This window comes from Treponema sp., from assembly GCF_045641405.1.
Classification (GTDB): domain Bacteria; phylum Spirochaetota; class Spirochaetia; order Treponematales; family Treponemataceae; genus Treponema_D.
In genome coordinates this window covers 1-21,695 of the sequence record NZ_JAZUGX010000004.1, presented here as the reverse complement: position 1 = coordinate 21,695, position 21,695 = coordinate 1, and the positions used below count along the sequence as shown (strand labels likewise).

Genomic DNA, 21,695 nt, shown 5'->3' with positions numbered 1-21,695 from the left:
GCCTTTATTATATAGCACAAATAAAGAATATTTCAACAAATGTAAGTGGGTGAGGCGCAAAAAGAGCTGGAATGTTGAGATTATATTGAATATATAGTAAATTTATTGTCAGAAAAATGACTATGCTTAGAAAAATATTCAGTTTATCATTTCTTATCATGGGTGGAATATGTTTCTGTCAGTCCGCTGATTTCCTGAAGGGGGAAGCTCTTTTTAAGGAGAACAAGGTGGAGGAAGCAGTTCCGTTTCTTAAAAATGCCATCAGTCAGGGTGGAAATCCAAAGGCATACAACTATCTTGCCTTGTCTTATCACAAGATGGGGATGCATCAGGAAAGCCTTGAGGTTTGCTCGGACGGAATGAAGGTCTCTGGTACGGACAAGAAGGTTCTTGCATTCAATGCGGGGAATGTATGCTTTGACCTAGGCGACTATTACACGGCGGAACGATGGTATTCACTTGCCATAGCTGCAAACAGAATCTATGCACCTCCTGTCTTGAACAGGGCGAATACGGAGCTGAAGCAGCAGAAATTCCTTGCGGCTCTTGAGGACTATAAGCTTTATCTTGACCTTTCTCCAAATGACAGGCAGAAACCAGAGATCGAACAGATCATTGCTCTCCTGGAAGGATGGAAAAAGTCCGAGGATGACAGAATTGCTGAAGAGCAGCGATTGAAGGAAGAGGAAGAACGCATTTTTGCCGAACAGAAGCGTATTGAAGCTGAAGAGGCTAGGCTTGCGGCTGATGCAGAAAAGGCTGCCAAGGAAAAGGAAGCAAAGGAGCTTGATGCTGCTTTGCAGAAACAGCTTGATGAAAAGTTTGCTGAACAGGCTGCGTTGCTTGAGGCACAACGGGAAGAATTGAGGAAGCTTATCGAGGAGCAGAAAGCGGCTCAGGAAGCTCAGAGAATAGAGACTGCGAGAAGAGAAGAAGAAGCTGCAAGAAGGGAGGCTGAATCTGCATTGCGTGCAACCGAAGCTGCTAGAAAGGCGGAGGAAGATGCTGCAAGAAGAAGAAAACTCCTGGAAGACGTTGCTGCATCATTGCAGAATTCAGGAAGCTCAAATATGAACGCAGGTGCGGAGGGAACAATAGATTATGGCTACGAAACAGAACTTGAATAGCGAAGAAAAAGAACAGACCAAAAAGAAAACTGCAGCAAAGACCACTGCTAGAAAATCTACGGCGTCTAAAACAGGTGAATCAAAGCCTGCGGAAGCAAAAAAAACGACTGTAAGGAAAACTGCTGCAAAGACTGAATCAACAGAAAATAAGACTTCAGCGACAAAGAAAACTGCTGCGTCAAAAAGCTCGGAAAAAACTGCGGCAAAGGCACCTGCAAAGCGAACTGCTTCTTCGGCTGCTAAAAAAACTACAACGGTAAAGACAGCTGCCGCAAAAACATCGGCTGCAAAAAAGGCTGATTCTAAGTCTTCTGTTGCAAAGGCAAGCGAGCCAAAGACTGCAAGGACTAGGACTGCCGCTGTAAAAAAGACGGCGACAAAGGCCGCTAAGTCAACAGAACTATCTCCTACAGGCGTCATGATAAAGAAAACTGCAGCAGTTTCTGTTGTTGAAGAAAAAGATGTTCCTGTGGTCGATGAATCACGATCTGCAGAAAAAATATCGGAACCAATTGTTCAGAATGAAGAAGTAAAGGATTCTTCAAAAGGCGGAATGTCAGTCTCTGTAAATGAGGAAACTTATGAGGCTGTTCCTGGAAAAAAACTGGGGACAGATATTGGAGCAGAAGAATCTTTGACAAAATCATCTGACACAATTCCAGAACCTGAAAAAAATGAAAAGTCAGATGATGATTATCGTGCCCTTGATCAGATGATGCAGAATTCTGGTCTTAGAAAAACTTCAGAAACATCTTACTCACAGCCAGAAGAAAAAAAAGGAAAGAAGAAGTTTTTGCTTTTGCTTCTCCTGTTGCTTGCCTTGTTTGGAACAGGTATCGGCATCGGAGTAAAGTTTTTCTCTGGTTCTCGCACAGATACAACAATGACTTCTCCTGAGGATATAATAGCATATTGCGAAAGGCTTATTGCACAGGGAGATTGCGCTGAGGCTCTTGGAATACTTGCGGGGCTTAATGTCAACGGTAACGATGAAAATTCCATTGCCCTAAGAAAAAAAATTGTTGCGCTTGTAAAAAAAGGGTATGAAAAGGCTCTTGCTGATGGAAAGGTTGATGAAATCCTTAAGAAGATAGAAGAGCTTGAAACAAAGGGAAAATACGGAGATGCCTTGAAGCTTATTGCCATCGGAACTGATCTTGATGGAGACGATGAAAGCTCAAGGACCTTGAAGGAAAAACTGAGAAGTCTTGAAAAATCTGTCGTTGATAAAGCCGTTGCTGAAGGTCATGCTCAGGATGTAATCGATGCCGCTAAGCAACTCATAGATTCAGATGAAGAAATACCTGCCGCTGAGCTGCTTAGTCTTCTTGACATCAAGGGAAACAGCACAGAAGCAAGGATGATGCGAAATCAGATCTACGCCCTCAAAAAGGAAGCCGTTAAGAAAGCTCTTGATAATGGAAAGGGAAATGAACTTCTTGATGCCATCGCCAACATGAATTCAAACGGAAACAGCGTTGAAGCTCTTGAACTCCTTTCTTATGTGGATGTGAAGGGAGAAGATGCGGATTCTGATGCCCTTCGAGACAGACTTTCTAAGCTTAAGAAGGAAGCCGTTGAAAAAGCCGTTGCTGATGGAAAACAGGAAGAAATACTCTCCAAGGCTAAGCAGATGATTTCTGACGGTGACTATAACACAGCGCTTGGTTTCCTCAGTTCAATTAAACCAGAAGGTGATGACACTGAATCCAGGGCTTTCAGAAATTCTCTTAAAGCATTGAAGAAGGATACTGTGGAAAGAGCTCTTGCAGAAGGCCGAATTGATGATGTATTCGGTACTGCGGATTCTCTTAACGACAATGGAGATAATGCTGCTGCTCTTGAACTTCTAAGCATGATAAATGTAGTTGGAAATTCCGATGAAGCAAACGCCCTTCGCGATCAGGTAAACGCAAAGAAAAATGAAACGATGAACAAAGCTGTTCAGAATGGCAAAACTGATGAAATCATTAAGAGTGCAAGACAGATGATTGACGATGGTGATTATTCTGGAGCTCTTGAGCTTCTCAGCTCTGCAAATATTGCTGGTAACGATCCTGATTCTAAACAGCTTCGAAAGGATATAGATTCCCTAAAGAGAGATGCTGTAAAAAAGGCAATTGAAGACGGTCGTGGTGATGAAATCCTTGATACGGTTGAAAGACTCATGAAGGATGGAAACCATGATGCTGCAGCAGCAATCCTTGACCAGATAGGAAAGGTTGATGACAACAGTCCTGAAGCAAAGGCTTTTAAGGACCGTGCTGAACGGCTTAAGAAGCAGAATCAGATTCTTTCATTGGGTGAAAACATGACTGATGATGAAAAGGCAACACTTGCAGAAAAGCTTATCAAGGAAGGTCGTTATGACGAGGCTCTTACGCTCCTCAATTCCATCGAAACAAATGGAAATGATGATGCAAGCAAGAAACTTAAGGAAAGAATCTCCAACCTTAAGAAAGATGCCGTAAGCAAAGCTAAGAAAAACGGTGTCGATCTCGGTCTGCTTGGTTATGATGAAAACGGTGAACCTGTTCTTTCTAAAGAAGAAGTTGCCCGTAGACAGCAGCAGGAACGCATGGCAAAGGAGGCTGCTGAAAAGAAGGCAGAGGAAGAAAAACTTGCAGAGCAGATAAGAAAGGAACAGGAGGAAAAGTTCCGTAAGGAAGAAGCTGCAAGAAAAGCCGCTGAAGAAAAGAAAGCAAAGCAGGAAGCCGCTATAAAGGCAGCTGCTGAGAAAAAGGCAAAAGAAGAGGCCGCTAAGAAAGCCGCAGAGGAGAAACGACTTCAGGAAGAAGCAGCAAAGAAGGCTGAGGCTGAAAGAAAAGCCAAGGAAGAAGAGGCTGCAAAGAAAGCTGCGGAAGATAAAAGAAAACTGGAAGAGGCTGCAAAAAATGCAGATGCTCAGCTAAGAAGAGAAATAGAAGATTCCATAGCGCGTGGAAAGAAACTCCTTGATCAGGGAGATATTGACGGTGCGGCAAGGGAATTTGCCAATGCAGAGGCAAAACTTCCAGCGGATGATCCAAAGTATTCGGCAGAAAAGCTGGATGAAATGGCTAAGGCCTTGTATGATGCTTCTGAAAAGGCGGATGGTGCGGATAAGAAAAAGCTCGAAGCTCTTTCTGGTGAAAAAGCCAGAAGCGCCATCAAGTTCTCTTCTTCTGATCCTGATACGCTATACATTGCAGGTATCGATGCTCTCAATAGGAGAAATTTCATTGAGGCAGAAAGACTTCTTAATGAAGCCATTGCAAAGAATCCTGCAAATTATATGTATTATTATCAGCTGGGGCGTATTCTTGCCATGCAGAAAAAATACAATGAATCTCTCAATGCATTTAAGACCTGCATCAGCATCAACGATCATTTTGCGCCAGCTTACTACAATTCTGGATATGTAAGTGAACAGCTCAAGAGAAAGGATGATAGCCTTGGATTCTATAGAAAGGCTACCGAGGTAAACCCTTCTCATGAAAATGCCTATATCGGCCAGGGTCATATCTTGATGGACATGAAGAAATATGATGAAGCAATGGATGCCTTTACAAAGGCGTTGGCAATCAATCCTAATCGTGCCCAGATTTATCAGGAGCTTGGTTCATGCTGTGTTGAGAAAAAACAGTTTGCACAGGCTGAGACTTACTTTAAGAAAGCACTTCAGTGTCCTGATGCAACTAAGGAAAAGAACGCGCTTACATATTACAATCTTTCAACGATCATGTATGATCAGAATAAAAAGAATGAAGCCCTTGATTATGCGGTGAAGGCATATGAAGCCAGAGAGAAAACTGAAGTTTCTGTTAAGGCCAACATAATCTATAACTATGGACTGCAGATGCAGGATACTGGAAAGGATGATGAAGCAATAAAGCTTTATCGTGAAGTTCTTGTGCTTGATCCAAAGCATGTCAAGGCAAATACGAATCTTGGAGCAATTTACTTGAAGCAGAACAAGGATACTGATGCAATTCTTGCTCTTACAAATGCCTACAATGTTGAAAGCGACAACTTTGAGGTTAACAATAATCTCGGAAGTGCATACAGAAAGATTTCAAACTATCAGAAGTCTGTGGAGCATTACAAAAATGCCCTTAAGATCAATCCAAATGACCTTACGGTCAAACAGAATCTTGCCAGAAGCTATGCGGCTGCAAAGGATTATCCTAATGCCAAGGCTGTCTATCAGGATCTTATTTCAAAAGAACCTAAGAACAATGACCATCTTTTTGAACTTGCAAGTATCGCATATGAAAAGGGTGATGGTGACACTGCTGCAAAATGTCTTGCCAAGCTTAAGGTCAGTGCACCTAACTACAAGGCTGATAGGGTAGAAGAAATGCTTAAGGAGCTTGGATACTAAAGTTCCGATGGCCCCTGTGAAATGGGAGGGAATGCCTAAAAGTTCAAATTGTGAGGTTTGACCTGCTGAGCTTTTTAGGCATTCCTTTTTTATGTGCGTTTTACAAGACCAAATAGCTGTGCCCTTGTAATAGTGGTGAATACAGGACGACCGTGAGGACAGTGTGGATCTGGAAGATGCAATGCTCCACGGGCAATTGTTGCTGCCGTCTGATTGTCCAGGATGGTTCCATCCATAACTGCCGAGCGGCATGCAGTTGAAGCGGCGGCGGCATTGATGAGGTCTGTTGGACTTATCCTACGGTCAAGAACATCCTTCTTAAGATCTGTTTCTTTCCCTTTCCAACGTGCAGGTACGCTGGTGAATTCCCATCTTCCATTTCCGCAGTTTGTGCATTCAAAGCCAGCTTCCTTAAGTTTGTCCTTTATTGCCTCGATGTAATTGTCATCCGCATCATTGTCTGTCTGGACAACATAAGGAACCAGAAGTTTCTGTGTTTCCTTTGCTTCTGCCATAAGCTGATCATACAGCATCCTTTCGTGTGCCGCATGTTGATCAATTATGTAAAGAATGCCTTCTTTTTCTGCAATAAGAAAAGTTCCCATTGTACAGCCGACAAAATGGAATCCATCGTCATTCTGTTCTTCGGATCCTATTGTGATGTTGTCTGGAAGATAATTTGGTTTGTATCTGTTTTCCAGCACGATCTCTTCACTTTTAGCTGTGGAATAATCTGGCACTCCAAAAAATCTTGATCGGTTGCCATTTGATGATGGTGATGAACCTATACCATCATAGCTTCGTTTTACATTGCCGTAGGATGCCGATGTGTTAGGCGTTCCTTTAATCGTGTATTTCGATGATATCGAATTCTTTTCCTCAAAATAAAGGTCTGGCGTCTCAAAGGCATTTAGTTTTTTTTGTTCATTGCCTTCTGTGTTGTACGCAAGCTCCGCAAGAGAAGAATTGTCCATTGTCTGCTGTTCGTTCTTCGAGAGCATTGTTCTGACCGTGTATTGCTTGAAGAAATTTTTTGTCGCGGTACTTACTTCATGATGCAGAGAATTTATGTCCTTGAACCTTGCTTCTCTTTTTGCTGGGTGTATGTTGAAATCTACCAAGGAAGAATCCATCTGTACAAAAAGACAAGCAACGGGATATGTTCCATTTGGAAAGTATCCCTGAGTACCATAGACAATTGCCTGTATAAGCGAGTATTCCTGTATTTTTCGTCCATTGACATAGATTGAAATATCTTTTCGTGTTGGACGACTTACGGAAGGCTCGCCGATGATTAAAGTGAATGAGAACTTATCGCTGGGTTTTTCGCTTTGTATTTCATAGAAAAGATCGTCACTTTCAAAGAATTGGTTTGTCTGAACAAAACGTTCCCGTAAAGTCTGTCCTGAAGGAAGATTTACTTTTTCCTCGCCATCGCTTGAGAAAGTGAAGGCGATGTCTGGCCTTGGAAGTACCTTTTCCTCAAATGTATTGCGGCACATGATTCCTTCACTTGATGGACGCTTAAGAAACTGCCTGCGGGCAGGAAAATTCTCAAAGAGTCCACGGGTCTGGACTATGGTACCTTCGGTTTTTGATGTAGGAGTAATGATGTGGTCTTCCGTGACGGAGGCGTTCATCCTGTTGCCTCCGCTGATGATTTCTAGTCGACTTACAGCCGCCATTGATGAGAGGGCTTCTCCTCGAAATCCAAGTGTTGAAAGATGAAGCAAATCTGTCTCGGTGGAAATTTTGCTTGTTGCGTGAGGTCTTGCGCATTGCATGAGATCTTCCTTTGACATGCCACATCCATTGTCAACGACACGGATTTTTTCTATTCCACCTTCTTCTATTTCAACATCGATTCTTGTTGCTCCAGAATCCACTGCATTATCCATAAGTTCACGGACAATTGCGTTTGGACGGTCAATGACTTCACCTGCAGCAATTTTTCTTGCGACTTCTGTATCTAGTAGGCGTACTCTTCGTTGCTCAGCCATCTTATGAACGGGTTCCTGTGATTTCTGTTGTTTCGTCAAAAAGCCCAAGCTCTGGTTTTCCTTCCTTTGCATCTCCACCGTTCATGAGGACCTGGATTTTGCTTTCCATCTTGTCAAGCTCCTTCTCAAGGGTCTTTGCAATCTTGATTCCTTCTTCAAAATTCTTGAGGGCATCTTCCAGGCTGATGTCGCTCTGCTTGATGTTTTCAGATAGTTCTTCAAGTTTTTCTAGTTTTTCTTCAAAGTTTGTCATTTATGTACCTCAATATGTTAGTTTACGGTTGCTGTGATTTCACCCTTTGCAGGTCTAATCCTTATCTGGTCCCCAGAATTCAATTTTTCACCATCTCTGATTATCCTTCCGGTCTCGTCCGTCACCATGGAATATCCTCGGTCAAAGATTGTCTGGGGGTTGCAGTTCTCAAGGATTTCCCTGCAATGCTCTAGGGCATGTCTTCTGTCCTTTATAAGTTCTTCAATTGATTTTTTCATGGACTCAAAGGCCCTGTCAAAGCGTTCCGAGAATCTTTGTTCTATGTTGAGGAGCCTTGTATGCATGTTCTCTGGATCAAAGGATCTTAGAAGAAGTCTAAGATTTCTTGTCCTTGTTGAAATCGAGTTGTAGAGTTCGTTTTTATGGAACCCGATGTTGTCTAAAATCATAGATTTTTCAGGAATGACTATTTCTGCCGCAGCACTAGGTGTCGGTGCACGACGGTCTGCAGCAAAATCACTGAGTGCCCAGTCGATTTCATGACCTACGGCTGAGACCACAGGTATATTTGATGATGCAATAGCTCTTACAACGCTTTCTTCGCTGAATGGAAGCAGGTCTTCAAGGCTGCCACCGCCACGCCCTACGATAAGCACATCGCACATCTTGTGTCTGTTTGCGGTCTCAATCATCTGGACTATGGTTGGAGCGGCAGTATCCCCCTGCACAAGGGCAGGAAAAACTATGATGTTCACCTTGTCGTTTCTTCTTTTTCTAATGTTGAGGATGTCACGAAGGGCTGCTCCGTTTGGACTTGTTACGATACCCACTGTCTGAGGAAAAAATGGAAGCTGGCGTTTCCTTTGACTGTCAAAAAGTCCTTCAGCGGCAAGCTTCCTTTTCCTTTCTTCAATCATTTCCATGATGTTGCCTGCACCAGCTTTCTCCATGGATGTGATTATAAGTTGATAGTTTCCCCTAGGGGCGTAGACACTGAGTTTCCCTCTGACCTGGACCATTGTACCGTCCTTAGGCTGAAAATTCAGTCCCAAGGCACTTCCACGGAACATTACTGCGCTGATTTGAGCCTCTGCGTCCTTAAGTGAAAAGTAGAGGTGACCTGCACTGCTGGGCTTGAAATTAGAGATTTCTCCTTTTAACAGAATGTTCTGAAAAGAATTTTCCAGCATTGTTTTGATGAGATTTGTCAGCTGGGCGACAGTAAGTGTGTTGTCTTTTCTTTGAGTGAACAATTCTTCCATGATTTTTGGATTGTAAACATTCCATTTAATTTAGACAAGGGAATTCCGATAATGAAGCGATGAAGAATTTAGTTTTTTTATACGCAGGTAACGATGGTTCCTACGCTTTTGATAGAGTTTTTTTCAATAAATCGGCTTTTGGACGTACTTTGGATTGGGCTAAGGCAATACCTGATTGCTCTGGAATTGTTGTTTTTACAACAAATGCGAATTCATCAAAGATTCAGTCTGAACTAATTGACGCAGCACTTGATGATGTAAAGGTGATCATAAAGGAAAAATGGCTTTGCCGTGACATAATTGAAACGATGTCGAATGAGGTGTCTTCCGTAAAAGCAGAGAATGCCATTTTTACTAGCGGGGACAGACCTTTCCTTGACAGTTATCTTACAAACGAAGTCCTTGAGTGTCACGAAAAATATATTGCTGAATATACATTCGCTGACGGTTATCCATATGGATTTGCACCTGAAGTCATCCACTCAGGAACCTTGAATATCCTTTCGGCTTTTGTAAAGGAAAAATATCAGGATGCGGGACTGTCTGAGGTAGGCAACGAATGTATCTTCAATGTGCTTAAAAAAGATATAAATTCTTTTGAAGTTGAAGCCGTATTGGCCCCTAAGGACTACAGAATGCTCCGTTTTGATTTTTCATGTGGAACAAAAAGAAACTTCCTTGCGTGTCAGCGTCTTCTGAAAAAGGCATCAGAAAAACAGGTTATGATGAATGCAAAAAGCCTTTCCGATCTTGCGGAGGTGAGTGCAGACATACAGCAGACTTTGCCAGCCTTCTACAATGTTCAGATATGTTCTGAGCAAAATGCAGTGCCGATATATTCTTCCTATAAAAATCCTGGCTTGGGAAACATGGATATTGACGGATTCTCTAAGATTGTGGCACAGATAGCTGAATTTTCAGATGATGCTGTTGTTGGGCTTTCTGCTTTTGGAGAACCCTTGCTTATGGAAAATGTCGAACTATATGTTGCTGAAGTCCTTAAGCATGACAATCTTTCTGTTCTCATCGAGACTGATGGAATTCTGGTCACCACTGAACTTGCTGAAAGAATTTCGGAGCAATCTAAGAGCAGGGTGATTTGGATAGTTTCAATTGATTCGGCCACAGCTGCAATGTATTCAAAGGTTCTTTCAAATGGATGTTTTGAAAAGGCTGTGCAGTCGGTTTCCATTCTTTCACCTCTTTTCCCTGGTAATGTCTATCCTCAGTTTACAAGAATGAATGAGAATGAAATTGAACTTGAAGCATTCTACCGATATTGGCATGATTCAGCTTCTCCATCAAATGGAAAACTCATAGTCCAGAAATATGATGACTGCTGTAAAACTTTGCCTGCAAGAAAACCTGCTGACCTTTCTCCACTTGAAAGAAATGTTTGCTGGCATCTTAAAAGGGATATGACGATACTTTCCAATGGTGATGTTCCTTTGTGTCGACAGTTTGCCTTTTCATCTGTGATTGGAAATGTCTTTGATGAGGGAATTGAAAAAATCTGGGGCAAGACTCTTGCAACTGTGGAAAAACATATTGCCAATGAATATGGTGAAAAGTGCAGGAATTGTGATGAATATTATACCTTCAATTTTTAATGAACATAAAATCTCATACACGGTATTCGGAGGAACGGAAGATGCTCCTAAGATTACGATACCGAATGTAACCTGTGTTGTCTTGAGCAGAAATGGAAGGCAGTACCGACAGGTTGTCATTGAAAAACTCCTGGGAAAAGGATTTGCAAAAATCATTTCTGTAAATCAGAAGAGTGAACAGCTTGCCATTGAACAGTTGGCTCATCATTTTCCTACCGTTGAGTTTATTGTCGCATTGGAAGACGTTCCGCAAGGTGAACTTTTAAATATTGCTTTTTCCGAGGCAAAAACCGAATACGTTCTTGTCATACAGGAAGAGATGTGCGGTGAAAATTTCATCTTTAATTCTTCTCTTGCGGAAAAATTCATCGCAATGAATCAGTTCTGTGTTGCGCCCAGACTTGTGTCTGATTCAGGCCATAGGATTCCTGTGGTTTTTAGGCCTGATGCAAATAGGGGCAAATTCAAGGTCGATGAGGAGACTTCTGTTTTAGATAATCAGGCAACTCTTTATTGTTATGACTACGCAGGTTTCTACAATAGGGAGACCTTCTGCCTCCTTGGCGGCTTTGACTATACGATAACTTCTGAATATTGGCAGAAATTGGATTTCTTTATGCGTGCGTGGCTTTGGGGTGAAACTATTTCTGTTTCAAATGTCCTTGAGCTTTCATATTCAGAAAGTGTTCCTGAGGAAGACAGGACGGTAGAACTTTCTTATCTAAGGTTCTATCTTAAGAACATCCTTCCTTCCTTTGTTTCTGACCATGCAAAAATTTCCAGATCATCATTCTTCAGGTTTAAGATTGGAAGCACCTGTGGATTTGTTGAATCCTGGGTTCAATTCAAAGATGCCATAAGATGGACTGCAGACAATCAGTATCGTTTTAAGACAGATGCCGTAACATTGATTGAGAATTGGAGTAAGGTATGAACCTTAGGAAAATAGCAGAGGGAATAAAGAGGATCGCCACGGGTAAAAAGAAAGTGGTGGTAATCGTCCAGTGCAGAATGTCCTCGACAAGACTACCTGGTAAAGCACTGCTGCCTCTTGGTGGCAAGACAGTCCTTGAATGGACCTTGGCGGCAATGAAAAAAATCGAAGCAAGCAGATATTTTCTTGCTGTTGATGAGGCAAGCAAAGACGATCTGGAACCTATTGCAAAAAAATGCGGCTGGGATTTTTACGCAGGTTCTCTTGAGGATGTTCTTGACCGCTTCTGCAATGTAATCAGGATTTCAAAGGCGGATGTTGTTGTGCGTGCAACTGCAGATAATCCTTTCCTCTTTTATGAAGCAGCACAGGAGATGGTCGAAGAATTCTTTGAACGTGAAAAGACAGCTCCTGCAGACTACCTTACTTATTCTGGATTGCCTCATGGTTCAGGCGTTGAGATGTTCAATGCCCACTCACTTCTCAAGGCTGCGGAAGAAACAGACCTTTCCTATGACCATGAGCATGTCGGACCTGCTCTTTACAACCATACGGACAGGTACAAATGTGATTTCATAAAAGCTCCTGCAAAATACAATCATCCAGAATACAGGACAACAATCGATACAAAGGAAGACTATCATAGGGCGCTTGAAATAGTTGAGGAAATCTCAGGTTTGGAGCCTGTGGAAGAACCATATTCAACCGAAGTTATTCTCAGGGCGCTGGAAATTCCTGCCGTAAAGAATCCAGTCCTGCTTGTACCGTCTGTGAAAAAGGGACAAGGGACAGGGCATTTAAGAAGATGCCTTTCGCTTGCAACTGAAAATAAATGGGATGTCTACATTCCTTCTGATGCAGATTTGCCACAGTTGAATGATCTTGTAATGGCTGCTGAAGAGAATGGGCTTGAACCATATCATCTCATAGACAGTCTTGATGACCTTTCCTATTACTCTGTTGTGATTACTGACCTGTTCAAGACGGACAGTGCCTTTGCTTCAAAGCTCTCTTCGCGGGCAACTGTAATTGCCATGGATGAAGGAAACGAGGATAATGACTATGCAGACTATGTCCTTGATATCCTTCCTTCTGCAAACCATGACAGGGTTGTAAACATTTCTGCACCACATCTTATTCCTCGTCCAGAAAAGAAAAGAAGTCCTGAACAGAAATCTACGGCTTTGAGGAATGCGCTTGTTGTACTTGGTGGGGAAGATCCGTCTGGACTTACTTTTCCTGCGGTGCTTTCGCTTTGTCAGAATGAAATCTATGTGACCGCCATAGTTTCGCAAAAAGAAGAACAGGAAAAGCTTGAAAAGAAACTACCTGAACAGTTTAGAAAATTCGTAAAATTCATCCTCCCTGTGGAAAATCTTAAGGATAAACTTTTCAACTATGATCTTGTTGTGACCCACTACGGTTTTACAGCCTTTGAAGCTGCTTCAGCCAACTGTGCAGTAATCCTTCTTGGTACTACACCTCTGCATGTTCAGCTTTCCGAGGATTATGGTTTCAAATGCCTGCAGCCATCCCAGATTACAGCATCCAGAATGAAGGAGCTGCTTGAGGATAAAGAGTCCCTTTATATGGAAGAACAGGAGAAAGATTCAGTGACTCTTGCGGAATTCACAGGAAGACTTTCAAGCGGCAATCATTTCATGTGCCCGATTTGTCAGAAAAGTGATGTTTCAAGAAACAAGGTCATTGCAAGAATTCCTGAAAGAACCTTCCGCCGTTGCAATGACTGTGGAATGATATACATTGGCTGGACCGTAAAGGAAAAACAGACTGAATATAATCGTGCCTATTTCTTTGAAGACTATGAAAAACAGTACGGGAAAACATACCTCGACGACTTTGAATCCATCAAGGCTCAATGTGTTCGCCGTATTGGACAGATAGATTTCATCCATAGACATTCAGGAGGTCATAGATTTGGAAAATCTGTCACTCCGTCGGTTCTTGATATCGGATGTGCCATGGGGCCATTCCTTTCTGCAGCAAATGATTCAGGCTGGCAGGTATTTGGAGCCGACATTTCGCAGGATGCCGTTGACTATGTCCAGAAGAACCTTAACTTTCCTGCCGTGTGCACTCCATTCCCAGAAGGTAACTTTGAGAATGAATTCGGTGTTGAAAAATTTGATGCCGTTACCATGTGGTATGTAATAGAACATTTCCAGAATCTTGATTCAGTGTTGAGCAAGGTCTCAGAGCTTGTCAAGAAAGGTGGAGTTTTTGCGTTCAGTACACCTTCTGGTTCTGGTGTCAGCGCAAAATTCAATACGAGGGCTTTCTTTGAGCAAAGTCCGTCGGATCATTTTTCAATCTGGGAATTGAGCAAGGTAAAGACTGTTCTTGCAAAATACGGCTTTGAGGTTTCAAGGATTGTGTCTACTGGAATTCATCCAGAACGTTTTCCTATGGCAAGGAAAAGGGGAATAAAGCCTGGTTCTTTTATGTTCAAGCTGCTTGCTTCTTACAGCAGGATGTTCAGACTGGGTGATACCTTTGAAATCTACTGTCGGAAAAAGTAGATTTGCCCGTATTAAGGTGGAACTTTTTTCTGCCGAAAATGAAGTACAATGGGTGAAAAATTTATTCTTATTCTGGGCGCAGGCCTTATGCAGCGACCTTCTATCGAAGCCGCAAAAGAACTTGGATATCGGACTCTTGTAATAGACGCAAATCCAAATGCTGTCTGCGTTCCTTTTGCCGATCGCTTTGAGAAGGTGGATCTTAAGGACCGTGAAGCAATAGCAGAACTTGCACTTTCCATGAAAAGTGAACTGGCCGCTATTTTCACTGCAGGTACAGATTTCAGTGCAAGTGTCTCTTATGCCGCAGAAAAATGTGGGCTTCCATCTCATACATTTCAGGCTGCCTTGAATGCAAGCAACAAGGTGCTCATGCGCCAATGCTTTGCAAGACACAATATTCCATCGCCAGATTTTTTTGAGGCAGACAGCGCATATCTATCGCGGGTGGAAAATGGAACGGCTGATGATGTTTCTTTTCCTAAAGTGGTAAAGCCTGTTGACAACATGGGTGCACGAGGATGCCGTCTTGTTCGTAATCAGGATGAATTCATCCCCGCATTGAAGGAAGCCATTGAATATTCAAGAACGGGCAAGGTAATTGTAGAGGATTATATGGCAGGTCCAGAATTTTCCATCGATGCCTTGGTTTGCAATGGTAATGTCACTATCACAGGATTTGCTGACCGCCATATTTTCTTTGAGCCATATTTCATAGAACTTGGTCATACCATGCCGTCTGAATGCTCTCCTGATGTCAAGGCTGAACTTGTTGAATGCTTTACAAAAGCTGTTCATGCTCTTGGTTTGACTACGGGTGTTGCAAAAGGGGACATCAAGTATACTGAGAAAGGTCCTATGATCGGCGAGATTGCAGGCAGGCTTTCTGGTGGATATATGTCAGGATGGACCTTTCCCTATTCTTCCGATGTGAACCTTACGAAGGAAGCAATGAAAATTGCCCTTGGCAAGATTCCTGAAAGCACAAGGTCTCCTGAAATTCAGTCTATGAAATACAGCCATGAAAGGGCTTTTATTTCTGTACCTGGGAAAATCAAGTCGATTTATGGGCAGGATAATGCAAACGCAAGTCCATATATAAAAAATGTTTTTTTCCGTGTAAAAGAGGGATCGGATGTGGATTTTCCTCGCAACAACGTTGAAAAATGTGGAAACGTAATAACCCTTTCTGAAAACCGCCAGCTATCTCTTTGGGGTGCGGAATCGGCAGTGTCTCAGATTGTGCTCAGGCTTGAACCTTGCAACAAGGCAACTGATGATTTCCTTGCAGATATCGAACTTCCTCATGAAAAGGGATTTCCTTACAGCGCATTCAATCTGACGGTAGATGAATATTCAGCCTTTGAAAAGGAAATAAAGGGTGCAGAAAAAATCAACGATGATGAAAAGTGTATAGGTCGAATTCCTTCAAGCTTGGCAGGAAAAAAAATAAGGGACTGGAATTACAGGACTATAGAACAGACACTGTCTCTTTTTGACAGAATATGTCCGAATCACAGATCGCTTGATTTTGAAAAGTTCTGGAGATATCTGGTTAGGGGCGGAATTCAGGCTATATTGTATTATGCTGACAGCACGGAATAAAAAATGAAAAAACTGCTTGCGACTATTTTTACAGCTTTGCTTATTTCCTCACATTTTTTTGCAGACAACGCAAAGACAACGGATTTCCTTGTGTCTGCACAGAAAGCGGGCATGACCTTCTACTGGGATCCCCTTACTTCCAGCGGTCTGATAGAAAAGAACGGCCATAGGATATCTTTTCACGCGGGTGATGATTTTGTTCTGCAGGACTATAAGACCGTAGTCAATGAAAAGGCTCCTGTTCTGGAAAACGGAAAACTTGTTTCATATTCTTCGTTCATGAACAGTGCGGAAAATTTCTTCAAGACTGAAAGCAACGACAATCCTTATAGGATCGGTGCCATTCTTATTGATCCAGGACATGGTGGAAAGGATCCTGGAACAAGCAGCGTTCAGAAAATAGGCGGAAAAAGCGTCAAGCTTGTGGAGAAGGACATAAACCTCAATGTAGGACTTAAGCTTCGAGATTATCTTAAGAAGTCTTATCCAGACAAGCAGATACTCATGACAAGAAGCAAGGATGTATATCTTTCCCTCAATCAGAGAACGGAGATTGCCAACAGCGTCAAGCTTAAGGACAATGAGGCGATCCTTTTTATTTCAGTCCATGTCAATTCCAACTTCAATGAATCGGCATCGGGGTATGAAGTATGGTATCTTTCACCTGGTTATAGACGGCAGGTTCTGAACGCAAAGAGTGCAGGGGAAGAAAAGAGCCTTCTGCCTATCCTCAACAGCATGATGGAAGAAGAATACACGACGGAATCAATCCTTATAGCAAAATTCATTCTTGACGGTATAACGGCACAGGTGGGAACCCAGACCAATTCCCGCGGCATAAAAGCTGAGGAATGGTACGTCTGTAAGAATTCCAACATGCCAAGCGTCCTTATTGAGCTGGGGTTTGTAAGCAACAAAAAGGAAGCGGCTCTTCTCAACGATGACAAGTACTTGCAGAAGTTATCTTTTGGTATATATAATGGATTGCAGGCGTTTGTGACCCATTTTGAGCGTTCAAGAGGCTTCACGGGCAAATAAAGCCGATCAAAATACAGGTAATATCAAAGAAATAATAAAAATGAAGGTTGAATTAAAAAACAACAAGGTTTTCCAGACATTTCTGGGAATCGTCATTGGATCATTCATAATTTCTCTTGCTGCTTTCTTCATCCACTCCAACAAGGTGAGGCGTATCTGCTTTTTCCGATCCTTTGATTCGGATAGAGTATGCACGGAGACCAGATATTTCCCAAAAATGGAAAGAAACGAGGCTGTGACCGCTTTTGTAGAGGAGCTTCTGCTCGGTCCCTTCACAAACAGGTACAAGGCGATATATTCACGCGGAACAAAGCTGGAATTCTGTTTTGCAAAGGAAAAGGTTCTCTATGTTGGACTTTCCGCAGAGGCGTTAAGGACGGATAACGAAATCACCGATATTCGAGGAAGCGCGGATTTGATTCGTAAAAATATTGTGAAGAATTTCACAAATTTTAATAAAATTTGCATATTTATTGATGGAGTAGAGGTGTCTGGAGAGGAGTTTTAGAGTCATAAATTTCAGTTTTTTTTAAAAAAAACTAAAATAAGTTGACAAAATAAGGTTCTTAATAGATACTTAAAGAACAAGGCTACATCAAATATGTATTAAAAGGAGCTTCATATGAAGAAGACTTTGTTTTTAACTGTTGCTGCAATGCTTTTGGCAGGTTCTCTTGCTACAGCTAAGGAAAGCGTTCTTATCGACTTTACTCAGCTCGATGCAGACACATGTGCAGATGAAAACGGAAATCCACAGCAGAACAGCAGAACTGTAATGGATTATTCTGTTGCAGCAGGCGCAACATTCACAGGTGACCAGAAGGACCTGATGAAGACATCTTTGGCTCTCCCACAGTGGGAAGTTGTTCTCAACTCTTCTGCTAAGAACCCAGTTTCTGTAGCTCTTTCACAGGTAGTAGCAGCTCCTGTAAAAGAATCAGCAGACGTTCCTTTCGCTGGAAAGAACGTAATGGGTGTACGCGTATTGTTCCCAACATGGACAAACAACGCAAATGCAAAGATCGTTCCAGCTTTCGAAATCCCTGCTTACGAACCACTTTCAGACGCAGACGAGAACGGAAAGCGCCAGCAGCCAACTGACGAACAGAAGGGCAAGTACCTCTTCGAAGATGGTTATGGTGTTGTAAGAAACGTTGGTACAATCAAGTCTATTTCATGTACAACAATGGGTATGAACTTCCCACACACTCTCTATGTTCTTATTAAGGACGCAGACGGTGTAGAACGCCGCTACCTTATGGGTGATCTCTACTTTGATGGTTGGAAGACACTCGTTTGGAACAACCCAGACTATATTTCTGATGTTCGCACACGTGAAATCAGAGTTTACCCAATCTACCCTCGTGGAATTCCTTATGCTAAGTTCACAGGTTTCCAGGTATGCCGCGATGCTAACCACATCGGTTCAGACTTCATCGGATACTTCAAGGACGTAAAGGTTATCTACGACCTCGCAGTTCTTACATCTGACCGCGACATCGATGATGAAGACCTCTGGGGAATCATCACAAAGAAGGAAAACGATCGCCAGAATGGTGAAATGAGCCGCTTTGGTAACAAGCAGGTTAACCGCTACCTTGAAAAGGCAAAGATGGCACAGGAAGCAGAATTCTCTTCTTCTTTGAATGAAGATTCAGCTTCAAACGCTCAGTCTACAGACCAGGCAAAATAATTAACTGACAAGATTTCTTGAAAGTTAGTGATGGACCGTCCTACTAGGACGGTCTTTTTTTTAGGCTTTAATATTAAAGATTAGTTTAAGTTTATTTTTATTTCTTTTTGATATATAATTGAAGCATGAGTTTTGAATTACCAAATAAAAAAGAAATTGAAGTTCGTTACGAGGCTTATAGACCTGCATTCAATGAAATCCTTGAGAAGATAACGGCTTCCTTAAAAAACAACCTGCATCTTTCCTCTAATCCAACATACAAGAATCGCATAAAATCCTTCAACAGCTATTACAAAAAGATTCTCCGCCAGAAGGCCAAGGAGTCTGGTGAAAGCAAGCGGCTTGTGACCCTTACGGACATGATAGGCATTCGAGTAATATGTCCTTTTGTTGAGGATCTTGCAGAGGTCGAAAAGCAGGTTTCTGAAATCTATGATGTAAAGGAAATTGAAAAGAAGGGAGCAGAGCAGTCGTTCCGTGAATTCGGCTATGAGTCTGTTCATATTCTTATTGCTGTTCCTGAAGACTGTAAGCCTGTTGTTCATACGGATGTTGAATTGCCTGAAAATCTTGTCTGTGAAATTCAGGTAAGGACAATCCTTCAGGATGCCTGGGCGGAAGTTGAACATGAGCTTATATATAAGTCTGAATTCAATCCTTTTGACAAACCATTGCGCCGCAAATTGGCTTCTATAAATGCAAGCCTTACCTTAGCTGACATAATCTTCCAGGAAATCCGTGATTATCAGAAAAAACTGCAGACTGAGCTTGGAACGCGCAGAAACACCTTCTATGAGAAGGCTGATGACTATTCCATGGAAGTTCTTGAAATGAACAAGGAAAGCCCTTCTAAGGCCTCTGACAGCCCTGTAGATAGTCCTTTTACCAAGGGTAGCATTGATGATCTTGTTCTTACGGCCCTTCATGAACATAACGTAGGCAATTTTGAAAAGGCTGTTTCCATCTATACCCAAATCATCGACTCTAAACCAGTGCCTCCCGATGTGGTTCTCAGTGTCATCTATAAGCACCGCGGAATGGCGTATTTTGCTCAGAATATGTATGAACCAGCATTGGAAGATTTCTCAAAGAGTTTTGAATATGATCCTAAAAGTTTCCGTTCAATATATTATAAAGGAATAGTTTTCTCTGTAATGAACAGGAATGCCGAGGCTGTAAAGTGTTTTGACAAGTCTCTTGAAATAAATGCTTTCCAAAGCCATGTGTTCTACCGCCGTGGCCTTACATACTACAACATGGGAGAATATAATCTTGCCATGAAGGATGTGACCAATGCCGTAAACCTTGGACTTGAAGATGATGACCTTAAGGAGTTGAGGAACAAGCTTATAAAGAAGTTTGATATGGGAATGTAATGTTGGGGGTGTCAAAAGGATATTAAATTTTTTCAATTTTTTTTGAAAAAAAATCAAATTCCTGTTGACATAATTTGGTCATTAGTATATTATCTTAAACATCAACGAAACGTTGTATGTCTCCCTCGTCTAGTGGTTAGGACATCGGGTTTTCATCCCGACAACATGGGTTCAATTCCCGTGGGAGATGTTAGTAAAAACCTTAGCTAAACGGCTAAGGTTTTTTTATTTTAAAGCATCAAATTTTCAAAAGGCGAGTTTGCAAAGCAAACTCGTAGAAACAATCGTCAGATTGTTTCCTTGAACCGCGGAATGAGCGCCGAGCAGGTGCGAGGAAAAGGCGGCATGGATGCCGACGGAAGCGAATGTAGACGTGGCGGCGGGAACAGACAGGAGGTCTGTGACCAGAGCCATTCAATTCCCGTGGGAGATGTGATCAAAAACCTTAGCTTAATCGGCTAAGGTTTTTCTATTTTAAATCGATTTTTTGTTTTTTTTCAAATTATTTAGTATATTTAGGGTATGGAACGATTTGACATTGCGATAATTGGAACTGGACCTGCAGGTATAAGTGCCGCTATTACGGCAAAGCTACGCAACAAGAATCTTATTTTGTTCGGCTCAGGTAAGGGCAGTGAAAAGGTTGCAAAAGCCAGTGTCATAAAAAACTATCCTGGACTTCCTGGAATCTCAGGAACGGAGCTGCGTGAATCTTTTGCGAAACATCTTGAAGCAATGGATGTTCCCGTCATTGATGACAAAATAAATGCGGTGTATTCCATGGGCAGGTATTTTTTCTTGAAGGGAAGCAAGGGGGATTATGAGTCTTCTTCTTTGATTCTTGCGACTGGAGTAGATTTTGCAAAGCCTCTTGCTGGTGAAAAAGAGTTCTTGGGACGGGGAGTAAGCTATTGCGCCACCTGTGACGGAATGTTCTATAAACAGAAAAAGGTTGCAGTCCTTGCTTATGAGAGCGGGGCATGGAAGGAATCCCTTTATCTTTCGGAACTGTGCAGCGAAGTCCTTTATTTCAAGCTCCATAAAGAACCTATGCCTGGAACAATACCTTCAAACGTTAGTGTAGTAGATGAAAAACCTGAAGTCATAAAAGGTAACATGAAAGCAGAAGTTCTTGTTGCTGGTGGCAGGGAGCATGAGGTTGACGGCATTTTTGTTCTCCGCGATGCAGTAGCAGCAGACAGCCTGGTGCCAGGATTGAAGACTGAAGATGGTCATGTCTTTGTAGACCGCCATATGAGGACAAATATACCAGGATGCTTTGCCTGTGGTGATGTTGCAGGAATGCCATATCAGTACATAAAGGCTGCGGGTGAAGGAAATGTAGCCGCATTGAGCGCTGTTTCCTATCTTGCGGATTTAATAGATGAAGACTAGATGGAGGATTGATTATGGTTGAAGTCATTAAAAACAATGATGTATCAAAGGCTGCTTCTGCAGATGTAGCTGTGATTGACTTTAATGCTACATGGTGCGGACCATGCAGGATGCTTGCTCCTGTTCTTGAGGAAGTTTCTGAGGAAATGAAGGACAGTGTTAAATTTTTCAGCTGTGACTGCGATGAGAATGGAGAGCTTGCAAGACAGTTTGGCATCATGAGCATTCCGGCTGTTGTTGTTCTGAAAAAAGGCCAGCAGGCGGGTATGAACATAGGATTTGTTCCTAAAGAAGGTCTTGTGGATTTCATCAAGGGGAATATGTAAGAGAGCTCCGACTGTAAAATTATATATAGTCAAATAAAAAAGGGTTGTCCAGCTATGGACAACCCTTTATATTTATGGCTTTAGCCAGTGAAAATGCGAAGCGTAGCGAAGTATTTTCACAAAAAACCACCCGCTATGCGGGTGGATGCTAAAAAGGTTATACAAAAAAATAAAAAAACCATCCCAACTTGAGATATACTATAGGTGTTCAA

At 42.2% G+C, this 21,695-nt stretch carries 15 protein-coding genes and 1 tRNA gene; 13 read left to right on the top strand and 3 right to left on the bottom strand.

Annotated features, from left to right (window positions below):
• The first annotated feature begins 158 nt into the window (after positions 1 to 158).
• Positions 159 to 1,127: a tetratricopeptide repeat protein gene (locus tag ACKI39_RS00520; protein ID WP_407396583.1), complete on the top strand. Its 969-nt coding sequence runs from the start codon at positions 159 to 161 to the stop codon at positions 1,125 to 1,127.
• The gene (locus ACKI39_RS00515) at positions 1,102 to 5,490 is read left to right on the top strand and encodes a tetratricopeptide repeat protein (RefSeq protein WP_407396581.1); all 4,389 of its coding nucleotides are present in this window, start codon (positions 1,102 to 1,104) and stop codon (positions 5,488 to 5,490) included. The genes ACKI39_RS00520 and ACKI39_RS00515 overlap by 26 nt, the downstream gene beginning before the upstream one ends.
• A gap of 89 nt (positions 5,491 to 5,579) precedes the next feature.
• Here ACKI39_RS00515 and mutL read toward each other — a convergent pair whose 3' ends face one another.
• The 3 genes from mutL to xseA are packed head-to-tail and all read right to left on the bottom strand — an operon-like array spanning position 5,580 to position 8,966.
• Positions 5,580 to 7,490, bottom strand: coding sequence for a DNA mismatch repair endonuclease MutL (gene mutL / locus ACKI39_RS00510; protein WP_407396579.1), 1,911 nt, complete (start codon positions 7,488 to 7,490; stop codon positions 5,580 to 5,582).
• A 1-nt stretch (position 7,491) separates the two neighbouring features.
• Positions 7,492 to 7,743, bottom strand: a complete 252-nt coding sequence (gene xseB, locus ACKI39_RS00505; protein ID WP_407396577.1) for an exodeoxyribonuclease VII small subunit — start codon at positions 7,741 to 7,743, stop codon at positions 7,492 to 7,494.
• A 17-nt stretch (positions 7,744 to 7,760) separates the two neighbouring features.
• Complete coding sequence (xseA, locus tag ACKI39_RS00500; protein ID WP_407396575.1) at positions 7,761 to 8,966, bottom strand: exodeoxyribonuclease VII large subunit; 1,206 nt, start codon at positions 8,964 to 8,966, stop codon at positions 7,761 to 7,763.
• A 59-nt stretch (positions 8,967 to 9,025) separates the two neighbouring features.
• Here xseA and ACKI39_RS00495 point away from each other — a divergent pair, with 59 nt between their 5' ends.
• The 11 genes from ACKI39_RS00495 to trxA all read left to right on the top strand — a co-directional run bounded on the left by ACKI39_RS00495 (position 9,026) and on the right by trxA (position 21,483).
• Positions 9,026 to 10,576, top strand: a complete 1,551-nt coding sequence (locus tag ACKI39_RS00495; RefSeq protein WP_407396573.1) for a spiro-SPASM protein — start codon at positions 9,026 to 9,028, stop codon at positions 10,574 to 10,576.
• Complete coding sequence (locus ACKI39_RS00490; RefSeq protein ID WP_407396571.1) at positions 10,551 to 11,510, top strand: hypothetical protein; 960 nt, start codon at positions 10,551 to 10,553, stop codon at positions 11,508 to 11,510. Before ACKI39_RS00495 ends, ACKI39_RS00490 begins: the two co-directional genes overlap by 26 nt.
• Positions 11,507 to 14,050 carry a cytidylyltransferase domain-containing protein gene (locus ACKI39_RS00485; RefSeq protein WP_407396569.1) on the top strand — a complete coding sequence of 848 codons (2,544 nt, stop codon included), beginning with the start codon at positions 11,507 to 11,509 and terminating at the stop codon, positions 14,048 to 14,050. Before ACKI39_RS00490 ends, ACKI39_RS00485 begins: the two co-directional genes overlap by 4 nt.
• Before the next feature lie 48 nt (positions 14,051 to 14,098).
• Positions 14,099 to 15,655 carry an ATP-grasp domain-containing protein gene (locus ACKI39_RS00480; RefSeq protein WP_407396567.1) on the top strand — a complete coding sequence of 519 codons (1,557 nt, stop codon included), beginning with the start codon at positions 14,099 to 14,101 and terminating at the stop codon, positions 15,653 to 15,655.
• A gap of 3 nt (positions 15,656 to 15,658) precedes the next feature.
• Complete coding sequence (locus ACKI39_RS00475; RefSeq protein ID WP_407396565.1) at positions 15,659 to 16,693, top strand: N-acetylmuramoyl-L-alanine amidase family protein; 1,035 nt, start codon at positions 15,659 to 15,661, stop codon at positions 16,691 to 16,693.
• A gap of 40 nt (positions 16,694 to 16,733) precedes the next feature.
• Positions 16,734 to 17,201, top strand: a complete 468-nt coding sequence (locus ACKI39_RS00470) for a GerMN domain-containing protein (RefSeq protein WP_407396563.1) — start codon at positions 16,734 to 16,736, stop codon at positions 17,199 to 17,201.
• A gap of 114 nt (positions 17,202 to 17,315) precedes the next feature.
• Complete coding sequence (locus tag ACKI39_RS00465) at positions 17,316 to 18,386, top strand: flagellar filament outer layer protein FlaA (RefSeq protein WP_407396561.1); 1,071 nt, start codon at positions 17,316 to 17,318, stop codon at positions 18,384 to 18,386.
• A 125-nt stretch (positions 18,387 to 18,511) separates the two neighbouring features.
• Complete coding sequence (locus ACKI39_RS00460) at positions 18,512 to 19,762, top strand: (p)ppGpp synthetase (protein WP_407396559.1); 1,251 nt, start codon at positions 18,512 to 18,514, stop codon at positions 19,760 to 19,762.
• A 118-nt stretch (positions 19,763 to 19,880) separates the two neighbouring features.
• Positions 19,881 to 19,952: transfer RNA gene (locus tag ACKI39_RS00455), tRNA-Glu, on the top strand.
• 332 nt (positions 19,953 to 20,284) lie between these two features.
• Entirely contained in the window at positions 20,285 to 21,157 is an 873-nt protein-coding gene (locus tag ACKI39_RS00450; RefSeq protein ID WP_407396557.1) for an NAD(P)/FAD-dependent oxidoreductase, read from the top strand.
• A gap of 14 nt (positions 21,158 to 21,171) precedes the next feature.
• Positions 21,172 to 21,483 (top strand): thioredoxin, encoded by a 312-nt coding sequence (gene trxA / locus ACKI39_RS00445; RefSeq protein WP_407396555.1) that lies wholly within the window; start codon positions 21,172 to 21,174, stop codon positions 21,481 to 21,483.
• Positions 21,484 to 21,695: the final 212 nt, after the last annotated feature.

Coding starts and splice junctions, on each gene's coding strand:
- ACKI39_RS00520 (WP_407396583.1), top strand. CDS start 159: ATGGGTGGAATATGTTTCTGTCAGTCCGCTGATTTCCTGAAGGGGGAA.
- ACKI39_RS00490 (WP_407396571.1), top strand. CDS start 10,551: ATGAATATTATACCTTCAATTTTTAATGAACATAAAATCTCATACACG.
- xseA (WP_407396575.1), bottom strand. CDS start 8,966: ATGGAAGAATTGTTCACTCAAAGAAAAGACAACACACTTACTGTCGCC.
- ACKI39_RS00450 (WP_407396557.1), top strand. CDS start 20,285: ATGGAACGATTTGACATTGCGATAATTGGAACTGGACCTGCAGGTATA.
- ACKI39_RS00470 (WP_407396563.1), top strand. CDS start 16,734: ATGAAGGTTGAATTAAAAAACAACAAGGTTTTCCAGACATTTCTGGGA.
- ACKI39_RS00460 (WP_407396559.1), top strand. CDS start 18,512: ATGAGTTTTGAATTACCAAATAAAAAAGAAATTGAAGTTCGTTACGAG.
- xseB (WP_407396577.1), bottom strand. CDS start 7,743: ATGACAAACTTTGAAGAAAAACTAGAAAAACTTGAAGAACTATCTGAA.
- ACKI39_RS00480 (WP_407396567.1), top strand. CDS start 14,099: ATGGGTGAAAAATTTATTCTTATTCTGGGCGCAGGCCTTATGCAGCGA.
- ACKI39_RS00465 (WP_407396561.1), top strand. CDS start 17,316: ATGAAGAAGACTTTGTTTTTAACTGTTGCTGCAATGCTTTTGGCAGGT.
- ACKI39_RS00495 (WP_407396573.1), top strand. CDS start 9,026: ATGAAGAATTTAGTTTTTTTATACGCAGGTAACGATGGTTCCTACGCT.
- ACKI39_RS00485 (WP_407396569.1), top strand. CDS start 11,507: ATGAACCTTAGGAAAATAGCAGAGGGAATAAAGAGGATCGCCACGGGT.
- trxA (WP_407396555.1), top strand. CDS start 21,172: ATGGTTGAAGTCATTAAAAACAATGATGTATCAAAGGCTGCTTCTGCA.
- mutL (WP_407396579.1), bottom strand. CDS start 7,490: ATGGCTGAGCAACGAAGAGTACGCCTACTAGATACAGAAGTCGCAAGA.
- ACKI39_RS00515 (WP_407396581.1), top strand. CDS start 1,102: ATGGCTACGAAACAGAACTTGAATAGCGAAGAAAAAGAACAGACCAAA.
- ACKI39_RS00475 (WP_407396565.1), top strand. CDS start 15,659: ATGAAAAAACTGCTTGCGACTATTTTTACAGCTTTGCTTATTTCCTCA.